The sequence below is a fragment of the Aeromicrobium sp. Root495 genome, assembly GCF_001426755.1.
GTDB lineage: Bacteria > Actinomycetota > Actinomycetes > Propionibacteriales > Nocardioidaceae > Aeromicrobium.
The window spans coordinates 2512585-2528433 of record NZ_LMFJ01000001.1 but is presented as its reverse complement, the minus strand read 5'-3'; the positions used below and the strand labels follow the sequence as shown (position 1 = coordinate 2528433).

The 15849-nt window shown below is 72.1% G+C and carries 18 protein-coding genes and 1 tRNA gene; 12 read left to right on the top strand and 7 right to left on the bottom strand.

Annotated elements, in window-relative coordinates:
- Window positions 1–27 precede the first annotated feature (27 nt).
- Window positions 28–100, bottom strand: a tRNA-Arg gene (locus tag ASD11_RS12635).
- Window positions 101–155: 55 nt separating this feature from the next.
- Window positions 156–437 (bottom strand): hypothetical protein, encoded by a 282-nt coding sequence (locus ASD11_RS12630; protein WP_056287626.1) that lies wholly within the window; start codon window positions 435–437, stop codon window positions 156–158.
- 210 nt (window positions 438–647) lie between these two features.
- Between ASD11_RS12630 and ASD11_RS12625 the strand changes: the two genes are divergently transcribed.
- From ASD11_RS12625 to ASD11_RS12600, 6 genes are all read left to right on the top strand, one after another.
- Window positions 648–1025 carry a hypothetical protein gene (locus ASD11_RS12625; protein WP_156464711.1) on the top strand — a complete coding sequence of 126 codons (378 nt, stop codon included), beginning with the start codon at window positions 648–650 and terminating at the stop codon, window positions 1023–1025.
- A gap of 61 nt (window positions 1026–1086) precedes the next feature.
- Window positions 1087–1794: a LamB/YcsF family protein gene (locus ASD11_RS12620; RefSeq protein WP_056287622.1), complete on the top strand. Its 708-nt coding sequence runs from the start codon at window positions 1087–1089 to the stop codon at window positions 1792–1794.
- Window positions 1795–1847: 53 nt separating this feature from the next.
- Window positions 1848–2843 (top strand): alpha/beta hydrolase family esterase, encoded by a 996-nt coding sequence (locus tag ASD11_RS12615; RefSeq protein ID WP_056287620.1) that lies wholly within the window; start codon window positions 1848–1850, stop codon window positions 2841–2843.
- Window positions 2844–2875: 32 nt separating this feature from the next.
- Window positions 2876–3706: an HAD-IIA family hydrolase gene (locus tag ASD11_RS12610; RefSeq protein ID WP_056287618.1), complete on the top strand. Its 831-nt coding sequence runs from the start codon at window positions 2876–2878 to the stop codon at window positions 3704–3706.
- A 111-nt stretch (window positions 3707–3817) separates the two neighbouring features.
- Complete coding sequence (locus tag ASD11_RS12605; RefSeq protein WP_162246484.1) at window positions 3818–4714, top strand: NAD-dependent epimerase/dehydratase family protein; 897 nt, start codon at window positions 3818–3820, stop codon at window positions 4712–4714.
- A complete protein-coding gene (locus tag ASD11_RS12600; RefSeq protein ID WP_056287614.1) occupies window positions 4704–4901 on the top strand; it encodes a hypothetical protein in 198 nt (65 codons plus the stop codon). Before ASD11_RS12605 ends, ASD11_RS12600 begins: the two co-directional genes overlap by 11 nt.
- Window position 4902: 1 nt before the next feature.
- Here the strand turns inward: ASD11_RS12600 and mscL (ASD11_RS12595) are convergent, their stop codons facing one another.
- From mscL (ASD11_RS12595) to ASD11_RS12580, 4 genes are all read right to left on the bottom strand, one after another.
- Window positions 4903–5283 carry a large conductance mechanosensitive channel protein MscL gene (gene mscL, locus ASD11_RS12595; RefSeq protein WP_056288879.1) on the bottom strand — a complete coding sequence of 127 codons (381 nt, stop codon included), beginning with the start codon at window positions 5281–5283 and terminating at the stop codon, window positions 4903–4905.
- A 94-nt stretch (window positions 5284–5377) separates the two neighbouring features.
- A complete protein-coding gene (mscL, locus tag ASD11_RS12590; protein ID WP_056287612.1) occupies window positions 5378–5764 on the bottom strand; it encodes a large conductance mechanosensitive channel protein MscL in 387 nt (128 codons plus the stop codon).
- Window positions 5765–5814: 50 nt separating this feature from the next.
- On the bottom strand, window positions 5815–6429 hold the full coding sequence (locus tag ASD11_RS12585; RefSeq protein ID WP_056287611.1) for an SAF domain-containing protein: 615 nt from the start codon (window positions 6427–6429) through the stop codon (window positions 5815–5817).
- Between the two features lie 56 nt (window positions 6430–6485).
- On the bottom strand, window positions 6486–6797 hold the full coding sequence (locus ASD11_RS12580) for an FmdB family zinc ribbon protein (RefSeq protein ID WP_056287609.1): 312 nt from the start codon (window positions 6795–6797) through the stop codon (window positions 6486–6488).
- Window positions 6798–6892: 95 nt separating this feature from the next.
- Between ASD11_RS12580 and ASD11_RS12575 the strand changes: the two genes are divergently transcribed.
- From ASD11_RS12575 to ASD11_RS12565, 3 genes are all read left to right on the top strand, one after another.
- Entirely contained in the window at window positions 6893–8248 is a 1356-nt protein-coding gene (locus tag ASD11_RS12575) for a hemolysin family protein (protein ID WP_056287608.1), read from the top strand.
- Window positions 8245–9288: a hemolysin family protein gene (locus tag ASD11_RS12570; protein ID WP_056287606.1), complete on the top strand. Its 1044-nt coding sequence runs from the start codon at window positions 8245–8247 to the stop codon at window positions 9286–9288. Before ASD11_RS12575 ends, ASD11_RS12570 begins: the two co-directional genes overlap by 4 nt.
- A gap of 65 nt (window positions 9289–9353) precedes the next feature.
- The gene (locus tag ASD11_RS12565) at window positions 9354–11867 is read left to right on the top strand and encodes a penicillin acylase family protein (RefSeq protein ID WP_056287604.1); all 2514 of its coding nucleotides are present in this window, start codon (window positions 9354–9356) and stop codon (window positions 11865–11867) included.
- 10 nt (window positions 11868–11877) lie between these two features.
- Here the strand turns inward: ASD11_RS12565 and ASD11_RS12560 are convergent, their stop codons facing one another.
- Entirely contained in the window at window positions 11878–12450 is a 573-nt protein-coding gene (locus tag ASD11_RS12560) for a 5-formyltetrahydrofolate cyclo-ligase (RefSeq protein ID WP_056287603.1), read from the bottom strand.
- A gap of 47 nt (window positions 12451–12497) precedes the next feature.
- Here ASD11_RS12560 and ASD11_RS12555 point away from each other — a divergent pair, with 47 nt between their 5' ends.
- From ASD11_RS12555 to ASD11_RS12545, 3 genes are read left to right on the top strand one after another with little or no spacing between them, the layout of a single operon-like run.
- The gene (locus tag ASD11_RS12555) at window positions 12498–13835 is read left to right on the top strand and encodes a UTP--glucose-1-phosphate uridylyltransferase (RefSeq protein ID WP_056288876.1); all 1338 of its coding nucleotides are present in this window, start codon (window positions 12498–12500) and stop codon (window positions 13833–13835) included.
- A 5-nt stretch (window positions 13836–13840) separates the two neighbouring features.
- Complete coding sequence (glp, locus tag ASD11_RS12550) at window positions 13841–15124, top strand: molybdotransferase-like divisome protein Glp (RefSeq protein ID WP_082554339.1); 1284 nt, start codon at window positions 13841–13843, stop codon at window positions 15122–15124.
- Between the two features lie 11 nt (window positions 15125–15135).
- Window positions 15136–15726, top strand: a complete 591-nt coding sequence (locus tag ASD11_RS12545) for a GNAT family N-acetyltransferase (RefSeq protein ID WP_056287601.1) — start codon at window positions 15136–15138, stop codon at window positions 15724–15726.
- Window positions 15727–15849 lie beyond the last annotated feature (123 nt).

Below are 15849 nucleotides of genomic sequence, written 5' to 3'. Positions count from 1 at the left end.
TCGGGTCCGGCGCGACTCGACGTTGGGTGCCCCCGGCAGGATTCGAACCTGCGGCCTGCGGTTTAGGAAACCGTTGCTCTATCCCCTGAGCTACGGGGGCGTCTCGGCCGGAGGTACCCCACCGGTCGCGATCAGCGTAGCGGGCGCCGCTCGGCCTACCGCGCCATGGGGATGAGTGCCCCGATCCCGGCGCCCACCGCGCACGCCATGAGGAGGAACGTCCCGACGGCCAGCGCGTGGGCCCGACGGATCCACCAGTCCTCCACGGCGTCGAAGGTTCCGTGCCGACGCCGCTGCTCCCAGAGCAGCGCCTCCTGCATGGTCGGGATGCGTCGGAAGAACACGGAGAGCTGGTTGCGGTCCCGCGGTGCCGCGTGCCGACCCCAGGAAGGGGTCGGCGCACCGTTCTCCTGGTCGCGGAGGTCGAGTGCACTCATCGGGGTTGCCTTTCGCGGTGTCCCTCCCGCCGCGCCAACGCTAGGTCCGGTCCAGGGAACGCGCGAGCCGAAAATCGTCCGGGCCGCAGGCAGGGTGACGTCGGTCGCAAGTCCTCGCCCCGGGTGGCTCGGTGCCGATACGTTGCTCGGTGCCCGGACCCCGATGGAAGGCACCCCGTGCACCTGAGTCCTTCCACCAAGGGGTCCGTCGTGGCCGTCGCCCTCCTGCTGACGACCGCGACCGTCCTCCTGGCCACGAACCTGCGTGACGTCGAGACCGAGGTCGGCGACGAGAGGTCCCGCGTGCCCGTCGGAGCCGTCGTCGCGACCCCGTCCGTCCGTTCGGAACCATCGACGTCGCGACCGACCCCGTCGCCCTCGCCGACCGAGACCGAGGCCGAGACCGAGACCGCGCGAGAGGTGGCCGACCCGGTCCGCCGGACGGCCGGTCGCCCCACGCGCCAGGCTCCTGAGCGCAGCGCCGCCACCACTCCGACGCCGAGACCGGTCCGGACCCCGGCTCGACCCGCCCCGTCGCCCGAGCCGGACCCGCTCACCGCGCTCGTCAGCACGATCCTCGGCGGCTGACCCAGCACTGCTCCGTCCCGGGTCGCGACGGCCCGCGGGCTCGCCGTGGCAGGATCGGGGCGTGGACCTGAACAGCGACGTGGGCGAGTCGTTCGGTCGCTGGACGCTGGGCGACGACGCCGCCGTGCTCGACGTCGTGACGAGCGCCAACGTCGCCTGCGGGTTCCACGCCGGCGACCCCAGCACCATCCGCAGCACCTGCCGGCTCGCCGTCGCGCGCGACGTGAGCATCGGCGCCCAGGTCTCCTACCGCGACCTCGCCGGCTTCGGCCGACGCTTCGTGGACGCCTCTCGCCGCGAGCTCACCGACGACGTCGCCTACCAGATCGGTGCGCTCCAGGCCCTGGCCGCGGCCGAGGACGGGCTCGTCACCTACGTCAAGCCGCACGGGGCGCTCTACAACACCGCCGTCCACCACGGAGAGCACGCGCAGGCCGTCGTCGACGCCGTCCGCGACGTCGACCCGTCCCTCGCCGTCCTGGGGCTGCCGGGCTCGGAGCTGCTGCGTCGGGCCGAGCAGGCCGGGCTCCGCCCGGTGACCGAGGGGTTCGCCGATCGCGCGTACCGGCCCGACGGCACCCTCGTGCCGCGCTCGGAGGCCGGCGCAGTCCTCACCGACCCGGCCCACGTGGCTGACCAGGCCGAGCGGCTGGCCGCCACCGTCGACTCGGTGTGCGTCCACGGCGACACGCCCGACGCGGTCTCGCTGGCTCTCGCGGTGCGGCAGCGCCTGACGTCTCGCGGCGTCGACCTGCGCGCCTTCTCCTAGGTCGCGGCACCTACCATCGAGGCCATGCCTGGACCGACCTGCTGCGCTGCGCCGTGACCTCGGCGCGACGTCTCGCACCGCCTCGGCGCCTGCACCTCATCGTGGTCCTGGCCGCGCTCGCGACCGTCCTCGCGGCCTGCGGGTCGAGCCCCACGCTCCGCCGCTCCAGCGAGATCTGCTCCGAGCCGAGGCTCCTCCCGGCCGGCACGTCGTCCCACTCGTTCACGTCGTTCGGCTCCGAGCACCGGTACGAGCTGTACGTGCCGCCGGGCTACGACGGCAGGCGGCGGCTGCCCGTCATGATGACGTTCCACGGGCTGGGCGGCGACCCCGCGACCTTCCTCGCGACGACCCGCATGAAGAAGCTCGCGGCGCAGCAGAACTTCATCGTGGTCACCCCTCGCGGCACCGGGGAGCCGTCCCGCTGGGACTTCCGCGGCACCCGGGCCGACAGCCGCACGGACGCCGAGATCGTCCACGACCTCGTGTCGGAGGTCCGCCGGGCCGGCTGCACCGACCCCTCGCGCTTCTATGCCTCCGGCTTCTCCAACGGTGCGGTGCTGGCCCTCACGCTGGCGTGCGACCCACGGCACGAGTTCGCAGCCGTCGGAGCGGTCTCCGGGGCCTGGTACCCCAGGCGTCAGTGCGCAGCGGCGGGGCCCACCCGGGTGGTCTACATCCACGGCACGGCCGACCGCATCGCCCCGTTCCGGGGCGGGTCCACGCTCATCGGGGTGCTCCCCCCGGTCCGCCAGATGCTCGCCGACTGGGCCTCCCACGACGCCTGCACCGCCTCGGCCACGGACCGGCTCACGGCCAACGTCCAGCGCACGGAGTGGAGCGGCTGCGAGGTGGGCGGCGCCCTCACCACCTATGTCATCCGAGGCGGCGGCCACGCGTGGCCGGGAGGCGACGCGAGCGTCCGCGCCACCGACCAGAGGTTCCTGCGCGCGCGCGGCCACATGTCGCAGGAGCTCGACGCCACCAAGGTCATCTGGGACTTCGTGTCCCGGACCTCCCGGTACACCGCCGACGTCAGTCGTCAGTGACGCGGCGGCCCTCCACAGGGGACACTGGGGTCATGACGACCAAGTGCGTGAAGTCCTGGCTGACCGACATGGACGGCGTGCTCGTCCACGAGGAGAGCGCGCTGCCCGGCGCGGCCGACTTCATCGCGACGCTCAAGGACCATGGCCTGCCGTTCCTCGTGCTCACCAACAACTCCATCTTCACGCCGCGCGACCTGCGGGCCCGGCTGCTCGCGGCCGGGATCGACGTCCCTGAGACGGCCATCTGGACGTCGGCGCTGGCCACCGCGCAGTTCCTGAGCGAGCAACGTCCTGAGGGCACGGCCTACGTCATCGGCGAGGCGGGGCTCACCACGGCGCTGCACGACGTCGGGTACGTCATGACGACCCGCGACCCTGAGTACGTCGTCCTGGGGGAGACGCGCACGTACTCGTTCGAGGCCATCACCCGGGCCATCCAGCTCATCGAGCGCGGGGCACGCTTCATCGCCACCAACCCGGACGCCACGGGACCCTCGCCCTCGGGGTCGCTGCCCGCCACCGGCTCGGTGGCCGCGCTCATCACGAAGGCCACGGGCGTGGAGCCCTACTTCGTGGGCAAGCCCAACCCGCTCATGATGCGCAGCGCCCTCAACCGCCTCGAGGCGCACAGCGAGACCACCGTCATGATCGGCGACCGGATGGACACCGACGTCCTGTCGGGGCTGGAGGCGGGGCTGCGCTCGATCCTCGTGCTCACCGGCTCGACGTCGGCCGACCAGGTCGACCGCTTCCCGTTCCGACCCACCCGCGTCCTCGGGTCGATCGCCGACGTCGTCCCGCTCGTGGCCGAGCTGGCCGAGGTGGCCGACGCGCGCCTCGGGGGAGAGGACGATCACGCCTAGTCAGGGCTACTCCCGGCTGGTCACCCCTTGGTACGGTGGTCGCTTGCGCGCGGCGGCCACCACCCTCGGCCCGTTCGCGTGGTCACCACCCGTGACGTGTTGGAGGAGTACGTGAAGGTCTTCCTGACCGGAGCCAGTGGCGTCGTCGGACGCTCGGCCATGAGTGCCCTGGTCGAGGCCGGGCACGACGTCGTGGGGCTCGCCCGCAGCGAGACCGCCGCCGACACCGTCCGGTCGTTCGGCGCCCGCCCGCACCTCGGCTCGATCTTCGAGACCGAGTCGCTCGTCGCCGGGATGCAGGACGCCGAGGTGGTGCTCAACCTCGTCGGCAACGTCCCGTCCGGTGCGGCGCGCTTCCGCCCGGGGGCCTGGCGCGTCCACGACCGGCTCCGGTCCCATGGTGCCGACGTCGTGGTCCGCGCGGCCGCCGAGACCGGTGTCCGCCGGGTCGTCCAGCAGAGCCTCTCCGCGGTGTACGCCGACGGTGGCGACGACTGGATCGACGAGCACGACCTGGTCGACGTGACCGCTGCTGCCGAGCCGCTCGTCATGGCCGAGACCTTCGCCGCGTCGCACGCGGCCACAGGTGGCGACAGCGTCGTCCTGCGCCTCGGGCTGCTCCTGGGCCCGGAGCCCATGACGCGCTGGTGGATCCGCCGAGCCCGGGCGGGGCACCCCACCGGTCTCGGCTCGCCCGACGGCTGGACCCACGTCGTGCACCCCGACGACATCGGCACGGCGGCCGTCCACGCCCTCACGGCCCCGGCCGGCGTCTACAACGTGGGTGCCGAGCCGCTGCGGCGTGAGGAGCTGGCCGAGGCCTTCGCCATCGCGGGCGGTCGCCGCGGCGCCAGGTTCCACGCCCCGGCCACGCAGCGTCTGCTCGGCCACCGCCTCGAGCTGTACACCCGTTCGCAGCGGGTCAGCTCCCAGCGCTTCAGCGACCGCACCGGCTGGTACCCCAACCACCCCAAGTTCACGCTCGACTGGTTCTCCCATGCCGTCTGAGCCCGAGGACCTCGACCTGGCGGCGCTCGAGGCGGATCGCCGCCGGCGCCGTGCGGCGGCCCTGCTGGGCGACCTGCTCCCCGAGACCACGTCGGACGAGTCCGGCCAGGGCTGGGGCGACGTCGACGGAGGCGGCAGCCGTGACGACGAGCTCACGCGCGACGTGCCGCCTCACCACGGCGGCTGACTCAGCCCCGCTGACGGAGCGCGTCGCGGATCTCGCGCAGGAGGGCCACGTCCTCCGAGGGGCCGGCGGGCTCGTCCTCCGCACCCCGGGCGCGACGCTCGTTGACCCGGGTGAGGGGGACGACGACGAGGAAGTAGACGACGGCGGCGGTGAGCACGAACGTGATCGCCGCCGTGATGAACACGCCGTAGGTGAAGACCTGGCCGTCGATCCCGAAGGTGCCGCCGGTCTTGCCGCCGCCTCCGACGAGGCCGATGAGCGGGTTGATGAACGACTGCGTGAACGCGGTGACGAGCGCCGTGAACGCGGTGCCGATGACGACGGCGACCGCCAGGTCGACGATGTTGCCCCGCAGCAGGAAGTCCTTGAAGCCTTGGATCATGACGATGTCCTCCAGGTGGTCCCGGGACGACACCGTCGTCGTCCCGGGACGCAGCCTAGCGAATGACCACAGTCATCCTGTGACCGATGTCAGGTCACGGACGGTTCTGAGCCTGGAGTGAGTCGCGGATCTCCCGCAGCAGCGCGATGTCCTCCGGCGGGCCGGTGGGCTCGGGCTCCTGGCCCTTGGAACGGAGCTCGTTGAGCTTGGTCATGGGCACGACGACCAGGAAGTAGACCACGGCGGCGGTCAGCAGGAAGGTGATGACGCCGTTGATGAAGGTGCCGTACGTGAAGACCTGGCCGTTGATCTCGAAGGTGCCGCCGGTCTTGCCGCCGCCCCCCACGAGGCCGATGAGCGGCTTCAGGAACGACTCGGTGAAGGAGGCGACGAGCGCCGTGAAGGCGGTGCCGATGACGACGGCGACGGCGAGGTCGACGATGTTGCCGCGCAGGAGGAAGTCCTTGAACCCTTGAATCATGTGTGCTCCCCGGTGGTGGTGTGGGACCGCTGGCCCCTGACCTTTCGACCCTAGCGAGGCGCCTGCCCCGCCGTCGAGACGAGGACGGTGAGTCGTGACCGCAGCCCGGCCTCCGCCAGGTCCAACGCCCCCTCCTCGGTGGCCGCCAGGTCCACCAGGGCGCCGTCCGAGCCGTCGGTCTCCCGGGTGGCCAGCACCTCGAGCTGCCGGGCGACCACGCGGGCCGCGTCCTGTCGCTCGGGGTCGACGGCCACGACGTCGACCTCGTCGCCGACGCGGACGGCCCCGAGCCCGTCGGCGTCGCCGAGCCTGATGGTGGTGAGCACGGACCCGGCGGCGCGCCCCTCGAGCGGACCCCGGCCCAGGACACGGCGATCCGTGAGCAGCTCGCCCTGGCGCATCCCCCCGGCCAGCCGTCGACCGACGGCCTGCGAGACGGAGGTCAACGCGGCCCGGGGGACCGTGGTGTCGGTCAGGCGCACGGAGCGGACGTCGGCGGCGGTCAGGCTGCGCCCGCTGGGGAGGTCGCGGGCGGCGGAGATCACGACCGGCCCGTCGGTGGATCCACGGACCGACGAGAGACCCGCCAGCACGGCGATGCCGGCGAGCAACGCGGCGAGGGTGCGACGGTGCTCCAGGACGAGTCGGGGCAGGGAGGTGCGCATGGCGCGACGCTAGGCCCGGCGCGACCGCCGGCCCAGGAGTGTTTCCACAAGGCGCCTCAGGCGGCCGAGTCGCTCCCGCTCGTGCTCGAGGAGGAGCTGCTCGAGGGCTTGGTGTCCGAGGAGGAGCTGCCGGAGGACTTGGTGTCCGAGGAGGAGCTGCTGGACGAGCCGGAGTCGGACGCGCTGGTGGAGCCGCGGCTGTCGGTCTTGTAGAAGCCCGAGCCCTTGAAGACCACGCCGACGGCGTTGAAGACCTTGCGCAGGCGGCCCTGGCAGACCGGGCAGACGGTCAGGGCGTCGTCGGTGAACGACTGCTGGACCTCGAGGGCCTCACCGCACTCGGTGCACTGGTACTGGTAGGTGGGCACGGTGTCTCTCTGGTCTCTCGCTCGGCGGTCGTCTTGCCGGTCCAGGGTACAGTTCGGCGCATCGTGACCGATCCTCTGCCTGCCGGACCTGCCACATGACCGAGCTCCTCCTCCTTGCGCTGTCCCTGCTGCTCATGCTCGCGTGCGGCGTCTTCGTGGCGGCCGAGTTCTCGTTCGTCACGGTCGACCGGGCGTCGGTCGAACGTGCCGCCGAGGCCGGTGAGCCGGGGGCTGCCGGCACCCTCGTGGCCCTGCGCTCCCTGTCCACGCAGCTCAGCAGCGCCCAGCTGGGCATCACCATCACCAACCTGGCCATCGGGTTCCTTGCCGAGCCCGCCATCGGCAGCCTGGCGCGGGAGCCGCTGGAGGCGGCCGGTCTGGAGGGCGGCACGCAGTCGGCGGTGGCCTACGCCATCGCGCTGGCCCTCAGCACCTTCGTCACGATGCTCGTCGGAGAGCTGATCCCCAAGAACCTCGCGCTGGCGCTGCCGGGCCGCGTCGCCGCGGTCACCCAGCTCCCGCAGCGCATCTTCACGCGCGCCATGGCCTGGCCCATCCGCTGGCTCAACGGGGTCGCCAACGCCACGCTCCGGCGACTCGGCGTGGAGCCGCAGGAGGAGCTGCGCTCGGCGCGCTCACCCCTGGAGCTCCGCTCGCTGGTGCTCCGCTCGGCCGAGGAGGGCGCCATCGACGACGAGACCGCCGACCTCGTGGCCCGCAGCATCGCCTTCGGCGACCGCACGGCCGCCGACGTCCGCACCCCACGGGTGCGCGTCCACTTCCTCGAGGGCCGCGACACCGCGCAGGACGTCATCGAGGCGGCCCGTCAGACGGGCCACTCCCGCTTCCCGGTCATCGGGCGATCGCCCGACGACGTCCTCGGCGTCGTGCACGTGAAGCAGGCCGTGGGCATCGAGCTCGAGCGCCGACGTTCGGTGCGCCTCTCAGAGCTGGCCGAGACCGCCGCCTCGGTCCCCGACAGCCTCGAGCTCGACCCCCTCCTCGTGCTGCTGCGCGAGCAGGGCATGCAGATGGCTGTCGTGGTCGACGAGTTCGGCGGGACCGACGGCATCGTCACGCTCGAGGACCTCATCGAGGAGATCGTGGGCGACATCGCCGACGAGCACGACCGCCTCAACGCCCGCAGCCGACACCGCCGCGACGGCACGTGGTCGCTGTCGGGCCTCCTGCGGCCCGACGAGGTGCTGGAGCAGACCGGCGTGGCCCTCCCCGAGAGCGACGACTACGAGACCATCGCCGGTCTCGTCCTCGTGGAGCTGGGCCGGCTCGCCGTGCGGGGCGACGTCGTCGACCTCGAGGTCGACCCCACGCCCGACGACGACGAGGACGATCCCGAGCCGCTGCACGTGCGCCTCACGGTGGATCGTGTCGAGGGCCGCCGCATCGACCGGATCTCCCTCACCGTCGAGGACGAGGAGGTCTCCGCATGAGCGGGACCTGGGGCATCGGCCTCACCTTCGTGCTGCTGGCGTTGAACGCGCTGTTCGTCGCGGCGGAGTTCGCGCTCATCTCGGCCCGTCGCACCCAGCTGGAGCCGCTCGCGCTGCAGGGCAAGCGGAGCGCCAAGCTGGCGCTGCGGGCCATGGAGAACGTCACGCTCGCCATGGCGGCGGCCCAGCTGGGCATCACGCTCTGCTCGCTCGGTCTCGGTGCCATCAGCGAGCCGGCCATCGCCCACCTCATGGAGCCGGCGTTCGAGGCGGCCAACGTGCCGCACGGTCTCGTCCACCCCATCTCGTTCGTCATCGCCATGACCCTCGTGGTCTTCCTCCACGTGGTCTACGGCGAGATGGTGCCCAAGAACCTCGCCCTCGTCAGCCCCGACAAGGCCTCGCTCATCCTCGGCCCGTTCATGCTCGCCGTGGTGGCCATCCTCAAGCCCTTCGTGGTCTCCCTCAACGCCATCGCCAACACGGCGGTCCGGCTCATGGGCATCGAGCCCAAGGACGAGGTGGCCAGCACCTACACGCACGACGAGGTGGCCGGCCTGGTGGAGGAGTCGCGGCGCGAGGGCCTGCTCGACGAGGAGGAGTACGGCCTCGTCTCGGGCGCGCTCGACTTCCACGACGGGCAGGTCGACCAGGTCCTGCTGCCCCGTGACGGTCTCGTCACCATCGCGCCGCACGCCACGCCCGTCGACGTCGAGAAGGCGTGCGCCGAGACCGGGTTCTCCCGCTTCCCCGTGGTCGACTCCACCGGCGACCTCACGGGCTACCTGCACATCAAGGACGTGCTGGAGACCGACGAGGACGCCCGGGTCGAGCCCATCGCCGACAAGTGGCTGCGGCCGCTGGCCACCGTGGCCGTCGGGTCGGGTCTCTACGAGGCGCTGCGCGTCATGCAGGGGCGGGGCTCCCACATGGCCCGGGTGGCCGACCCGTCGGGCGGAGTCCTGGGCGTCATCATGCTCGAGGACGTCCTCGAGGAGCTCGTCGGCGAGATCCGCGACGCGGAGAACAGCCAGGGCTGACTGCGGTCGCAGGCCGGAGGGCTCGCGGAGGGGCCGGAGTGGTCCCGGTGCGGCAGGATGTGCGGGTGCGTCGTTTCCTGCAGATCGTCGTCGGCGTGGTCACGGCAGCGGCTGTGGCTCTCGCCGTCGTCTCCTTCATCACCGTCCGCCGCTCCTTCCCCGACACGTCCGGGACGGTGCGCCTCGACGGCGTCGACGGGACGGTGCGCATCGTGCGCGACGCGAAGGGCATCCCGCAGGTCTACGCCGACGACCCCGACGACCTGTTCTTCGCCCAGGGCTACGTCCAGGCGCAGGACCGCTTCTACGAGATGGACTTCCGTCGTCACGTGACCTCGGGTCGCCTCGCCGAGCTGGTGGGCGACGGGGCCCTGGAGACCGACGAGTTCGTGCGCACCCTCGGCTGGCGCCGCGTGGCCGAGCAGGAGTACCGCGAGCTCGACGACGGGACGAAGACCCTGCTGCGCTCCTACGCGCGGGGTGTCAATGCCTACATCGAGGGGAAGTCCGGCTCGCAGCTGTCGCTCGAGTACACGGTCCTCTCGCTCACCGGCCCCGACTACCGACCCGAGCCGTGGACCCCGGCGGACTCCGTGGCCTGGATCAAGGCCATGGCGTGGGACCTGCGCAGCAACATGAGCGACGAGATCGAGCGCACCCTGCTCGCGTCGTCGGACCTGACCCGCGAGCAGGTCGAGCAGCTGTACCCGGAGTACCCCCGGCAGAACGCCACGATCGTCGGCGACGCAGGGACGGTGGAGGACGGCGCCTTCGAGGCCGAGCCCGCGGACGACGCGTCAGCCGAGTCCGCGCCCGACCTGGGTCGTTCGGCCGTCGCCTCGCTGACGAGGGCGAGCCGGGCCGCCCGCAGGCTCCCTGCCCTCCTGGGCACGGGCGACGGCATCGGCTCGAACTCCTGGGTCGTCGACGGCTCCCGCAGCAGCACCGGGAAGCCGATCCTCGCCAACGACCCGCACCTGGCCCCGTCGATGCCGGGCATCTGGTACCAGGTCGGCCTGCACTGCAACCAGGTCACCGCCGCGTGCCCGTACGACGTCGCCGGCTTCTCGTTCGCCGGCATGCCGGGTGTCGTGGTGGGCCACAACCGCTCCATCGCCTGGGGCGTCACCACGATGTACGCCGACGTCGCGGACCTCTACCTCGAGAAGGTCGCCGGCGACACGTACGAGTACCGGGGCAGGCGCCTCCCCGTGGTCACCCGCCAGGAGACGTTCAAGGTGGCCGGCGGGAAGTCCAAGACCATCACCGTGCGGTCCACCCGGCACGGGCCGATCCTGTCCGACCTCGACGACGACATCGAGGACGTGGGCCGGGCCGGCGGTGGCGACCACGAGGTGGCCCTGCGCTGGACCGCACTCACGCCCCGCCCCACGATCAAGGCCGTCTTCGCCCTGGGACGGGCTCAGGACTGGGACGAGTTCCGCGAGGCCGCGAAGCTCTTCACGGTGCCCTCGCAGAACCTCGTCTACGCCGACCGCAAGGGCCACATCGGCTACCAGTCGCCCGGCGCCATCCCGATCCGTTCCCGCGGCGACGGCCGGTGGCCCGTGCCGGGGTGGGACGGCAGGCACGAGTGGACCGGCTACGTGCCCTTCGACGAGCTGCCATCCGTGCTGGACCCGTCCGACGGCTTCATCGTCACGGCCAACAACAAGGTGATCGGCGACCAGTACCCCTACGTCCTGGGCGCCGACACGGCCCCCGGATACCGCTCGCAGCGGATCCGCGACCTGCTCACCGGCCACGAGGGCAAGCTCAGCGTCGCCGACATGACGAGGCTGCAGCTCGACGAGAGCAACCCGCTCGCCCCGCAGCTCGTCCCCCTGCTCCAGGCCATCTCGCTCGACGACGCCTTCGACCGCCAGGGCCAGGACGTCCTGCGCGGCTGGGACTTCCAGCAGGACGCAGACTCTGCGGCTGCTGCCTACTTCAACGTGGTCTGGCGGCACCTGCTCAAGGGCACCTTCGCCGACCAGCTGCCCGAGGGCCACCGGCCCAACGGCGGCGAGCGGTGGTTCCAGGTGGTCTCCACGATCCTGAAGGACCCGGGCAGCCCGTGGTGGGACGACGTCCGCACCCCCGGCGTGGTCGAGCGGCGCGACGACGTCCTGGCCCAGGCGATGCGCGAGGCCCGCAACGAGCTCACGGCCAAGCAGGCCCGCGACCCCGACGACTGGTCGTGGGGTCGTCTGCACCGCCTCGAGCTGGTCAACCCGACGTTGGGCGAGTCCGGCATCGGCCTCGTCGAGTCGATCTTCAACCGCGGGCCGTACGAGGTGGGCGGCGGCAGCGGCCTGGTCAACGCGACCGGCTGGGACGCCCGGGAGGGCTACGAGGTCACGGCCGTCCCGTCGATGCGCATGGTGGTCGACCTCGACGACCTGGACCGTTCGCGCTGGATCCAGCTCACCGGAAACTCCGGTCACGCCTACCACGCCAACTACCTCGACCAGGCCCCCTTGTGGGCCGAGGGCAAGACCCTGCCCTGGGCCTTCGGGGAGCGGGCGGTGGAGAGGTCGGCCGAGAACACGCTGACCCTCGAGCCCACCCGCGGCTGAGGTCGTTCCGTCAGGCCTGGGGGACCCGGAAGACGCCCTGCTCGGTGACGGCCATCTGGACGGGGACGTCGTGCGGCTCGTGGGGCACCTCGGGCAGGAGCTCGTCGGCGAAGACCACGGCGCACACCGGTGATCGGCTGCCCTGCAGGGCACGGTCGTAGTAGCCCGCGCCCTGCCCGAGGCGGTGGCCCGCGTGGTCGACCGCGAGCGCCGGTGCCAGCACGAGGTCGACGCCGGCCAGCGCGCCCGGTCCGAGCCGTGGCCCGGAGGGCTCGAGGATCCCGAGCCGCCCCGCCGTGAAGGTGTCTCCCGGGGTGAGCGCCACCCAGTCGAGGGACTCGCCGTCGACCACGACCGGCACCACCACCTCGGTGCCACGCCCGAGCAGCACCTCGTGGAGCGGAGCGAGCGACGGCTCGGTGGGGAGGGCCAGGTAGGTGGCGACGCGACGAGCCGATCCGAGGACCGGGAGGGCGAGAAGGTGGTCCCGCACGGCGTCGGCCACGGCGGCGTGGTCGTGGGCCGGCCGCCGAGCCCGTGCGGCGCGGAGCTGGGCACGCAGCGCCGCCTTGTCGGTCTCCATGTCGTTAGCCTAGGGGGGTGACCGGACTCGACCAGGCCCAGCAGAAGATGCGCGACGCCGGGGTGCCCCAGCAGGCCATCGACGTGTTCTCCACGTTCTACGGACAGCTGGAGGAGGGCGCCTCCGGGATGATCCGCGAGGCCGACGTGGACCCGCTCACGGGCATCGACCGGGCCGCCGACGCCCCGTCGGACCACGACTCGCAGCGCGCCGCGGCGAGCGTCACGGCCGTCATCAAGCTCAACGGTGGGCTCGGGACGTCGATGGGCATGGACCGCGCCAAGAGCCTGCTGCCCGTGCGCCACGGCCTGAGCTTCCTCGACGTGATCGCCGGGCAGGTGAAGCACGTGCGCGAGACGCTCGGCGTGGACCTGCCGGTCATCTTCATGCACAGCTTCCGCACCCAGGCCGACTCGCTCGCGGCCCTCTCCAAGCATCCCGACCTCGCGGTCGAGGGTCTGCCCCTGGACTTCCTGCAGAACCAGGAGCCCAAGCTCCGGACCGACGACCTCACTCCTGTCGAGTGGCCGGCCGACCCCGCGATGGAGTGGTGCCCGCCGGGTCACGGCGACCTCTACACCGCGCTGCAGACCTCGGGCGTGCTCGAGGCGCTCCTCGCGGCCGGCTACAAGTACGCCACCGTCTCCAACTCCGACAACCTCGGCGCCTCGCCCGACCCGTCGATGATGGCCTGGTTCGCGGCCACTGGAGCCCCGTACGCCGCCGAGGTCTGCCGGCGCACGCCGGCCGACGTGAAGGGCGGGCACCTCGTGGTGCGGCGCAGCGACGGTCGCCTCGTCCTGCGGGAGACGGCGCAGACCGCACCCGAGGACGCCGAGGCCGCGAGCGATCCCGCCAAGCACGCGTACTTCCACACCAACAACCTCTGGTTCGACCTGGAGCAGGTGGCAGCCACCCTCGCCGCCCGCGACGGCGTGCTCGGCCTGCCGCTCATCAAGAACACCAAGACGGTCGACCCCACCGACAAGACCTCGCCCGAGGTGTTCCAGATCGAGTCGGCCATGGGGGCCGCCGTCGAGGTGTTCGACGGCGCCACGGCTATCGAGGTGGAACGCTCGCGCTTCCTCCCGGTGAAGACCACGAACGACCTCATGCTGCTGCGCTCCGACGTGTACGGGCTCGGCGAGGACTTCCTGGTCCGAGCGCAGCAGGACGCCCCGCTCGTGGACCTGGACCGGCGCTTCTTCACCACCATCGCGGACTTCGACGCGCGCCTTCCGCACGTGCCGTCGCTCGTGGACGCCCGCTCCTTGACCGTGCGGGGGGACTGGCGCTTCGGACGCGACGTGGTGGTGCAGGGCGACGTCGTGCTCGACGACGACGGCACGGCGCGCGCCGTTCCAGAGGGAGCCCGGTTAGGCTGACGGGCATGTCCACCGGCCCTGCCACCTCGGCCTCGCCGCGCCAGCGCGCGGCGAGCGTGCCCGACGGCTGGCTCACCGTGGAGGACCACCTCGAGTCCATCCTGCGCGGCATCGGACCCTTGGAGCCCTACGACCAGCCGGTCGTGGAGTCGCTCGGGCTCCCGTTGCACGCCGACCTCGTGGCGCCCATCGCCCTCCCGCGCTTCACCACGGCTGCCGTCGACGGCTACGCCGTCCAGGCCGGCGACCTGGCCGGGGCCTCGCTCGGTGAGCCCGTCACGCTTCCGGTGGTCGGCGAGGTGCACGCCGGCTCCGACCGACCGTTCGCCATGAGCCCGGGAACGGCCGTCAAGGTGGCTGCCGGGGCCCTCCTGCCCCGGGGCGCCGACACCGTGGTGCATCGCGCCGACACCGACGGAGGCAACGCCCGCGTGGCGGTGCGCCGTGCAGCCCGGGCCGGCGATCACGTTCGTCCGCTGGGCGGCGACGTGGAGCAGGGGAGCGTCGTGCTCCCGGCCGGCACCGTCCTGGGGCCGCGTGAGATCGGACTGGTGGCCTCGCTCGGTCTGCCGCGCGTCTCGGCCCGTCCGCGTCCGCGTGTGGTGGTGATCTCCACCGGCAGCGAGCTGCGCGAGCCCGGCACCCACCTCGACTTCGACTCGGTGAACGACGGCAACAGCTTCATGCTCTCGGCCGCCATCCGTACCGCCGGCGCCATCGCGTATCGGGTGGGCACGGTGCCCGACGACCCCAAGACCTTCCGTCGCGTGCTCTCGGACCAGCTGGTGCGGGCCGACCTCGTGGTCACCACGGGCGGCATCGGTGCCGGCGAGCGCGAGGTGGTGCGGCAGACCCTCAACGCCGTCGACTCGGTGCGGTTCTCGCGCGTGGCCATGGACCCCGGCGCCGAGCAGGGCTTCGGGCGCGTCTTCGACGAGCAGACGCCCATCATCACGCTGCCGGCCGACCCGGTGGCGGCGCACACCTCCTTCGAGGTCTTCGTGCTGCCGGCCATCCGTCGCCTCATGGGACGCACGCCGTACCGCCGCCCCATGGTCCACGCCGTCCTGGCGTCCAACCTCGAGGTGCCGGCCGGACGCCGCCAGTACGTGCAGGCCGTCTTCGAGGTCACGCACCGCGGCGCCAAGGTGACGCCTACCGGCCTTCACGGCGACCACCGCATCGGAGCCCTGGCCCAGTCCAACGCGCTCATCGTGGTGGGCGAGGACGAGACGGCCCTCAACCTCGGCGACACCGTGCGGACGCTCGTCCTCGACCGGCCGTTCTGACGGGCCCTGGCATGGGGCTCGCGTGGGGTGTCACGCTGACGCACGGCCGGGTGGGGGTGCGCCCGCTCCGGCGCCGCGACGGGACCACGTGGCGTCATCTGCGCCGGACCGATGCTTCGTGGTTGACCCCCTGGGAGGCCACCTTGCCCCCGGGCTCGGAGCAGCCGGCGCTCTCCTACGCCTCGATGATCGGCGGCATGCGCCGCCGGGCCCGCCGCGGACAGGGCATGCCGTTCGCCATCACGTACGACGGCCAGATGGTGGGCCAGGTCTCGGTCAACGGCATCACCTGGGGGTCGGCCCGCTGGGCGAGCATCGGCTACTGGGTGGCCAGCAGCCACGCCGGGCGAGGCATCACCCCGCTCGCGGTGGCGCTCGTGATCGACCACCTCTTCGACACCGTCGGCCTGCACCGCGTGGAGATCTCGGCCCGACCGGAGAACGAGGCGAGCCTGCGGGTCATCGCCAAGCTGGGCCTCACCGAGGTGGGCGTGGCGCCGCGGTACCTGCACATCGCCGGCGACTGGCGCGACCACCGCATGTTCCAGCTCCTCGCCGAGGACGTGCCCGACGGACTCGTCGCGCGCATCACCCGCTCCTGAAGCCCTCACGGCCGGTACCGCGCGTTCCGTTGCCAGGTGGTGTGGCCGGGTGGTCTCCACTCGACGTGTCCGTCGGGTGTGATGTGGTGTTCCCAGTGGTGGTCGTGGACGTGGTGGTGGTGC

Bases quoted from the DNA above. Each gene is read 5' to 3' on its own strand.
- ASD11_RS12630 (WP_056287626.1), bottom strand. From the start codon at position 437: ATGAGTGCACTCGACCTCCGCGACCAGGAGAACGGTGCGCCGACCCCT.
- ASD11_RS12610 (WP_056287618.1), top strand. From the start codon at position 2,876: ATGACGACCAAGTGCGTGAAGTCCTGGCTGACCGACATGGACGGCGTG.
- ASD11_RS12600 (WP_056287614.1), top strand. From the start codon at position 4,704: ATGCCGTCTGAGCCCGAGGACCTCGACCTGGCGGCGCTCGAGGCGGAT.
- mscL (WP_056288879.1), bottom strand. From the start codon at position 5,283: ATGATCCAAGGCTTCAAGGACTTCCTGCTGCGGGGCAACATCGTCGAC.
- mscL (WP_056287612.1), bottom strand. From the start codon at position 5,764: ATGATTCAAGGGTTCAAGGACTTCCTCCTGCGCGGCAACATCGTCGAC.
- ASD11_RS12585 (WP_056287611.1), bottom strand. From the start codon at position 6,429: ATGCGCACCTCCCTGCCCCGACTCGTCCTGGAGCACCGTCGCACCCTC.
- ASD11_RS12575 (WP_056287608.1), top strand. From the start codon at position 6,893: ATGACCGAGCTCCTCCTCCTTGCGCTGTCCCTGCTGCTCATGCTCGCG.
- ASD11_RS12570 (WP_056287606.1), top strand. From the start codon at position 8,245: ATGAGCGGGACCTGGGGCATCGGCCTCACCTTCGTGCTGCTGGCGTTG.
- ASD11_RS12560 (WP_056287603.1), bottom strand. From the start codon at position 12,450: ATGGAGACCGACAAGGCGGCGCTGCGTGCCCAGCTCCGCGCCGCACGG.
- ASD11_RS12555 (WP_056288876.1), top strand. From the start codon at position 12,498: ATGCGCGACGCCGGGGTGCCCCAGCAGGCCATCGACGTGTTCTCCACG.
- glp (WP_082554339.1), top strand. From the start codon at position 13,841: ATGTCCACCGGCCCTGCCACCTCGGCCTCGCCGCGCCAGCGCGCGGCG.
- ASD11_RS12545 (WP_056287601.1), top strand. From the start codon at position 15,136: ATGGGGCTCGCGTGGGGTGTCACGCTGACGCACGGCCGGGTGGGGGTG.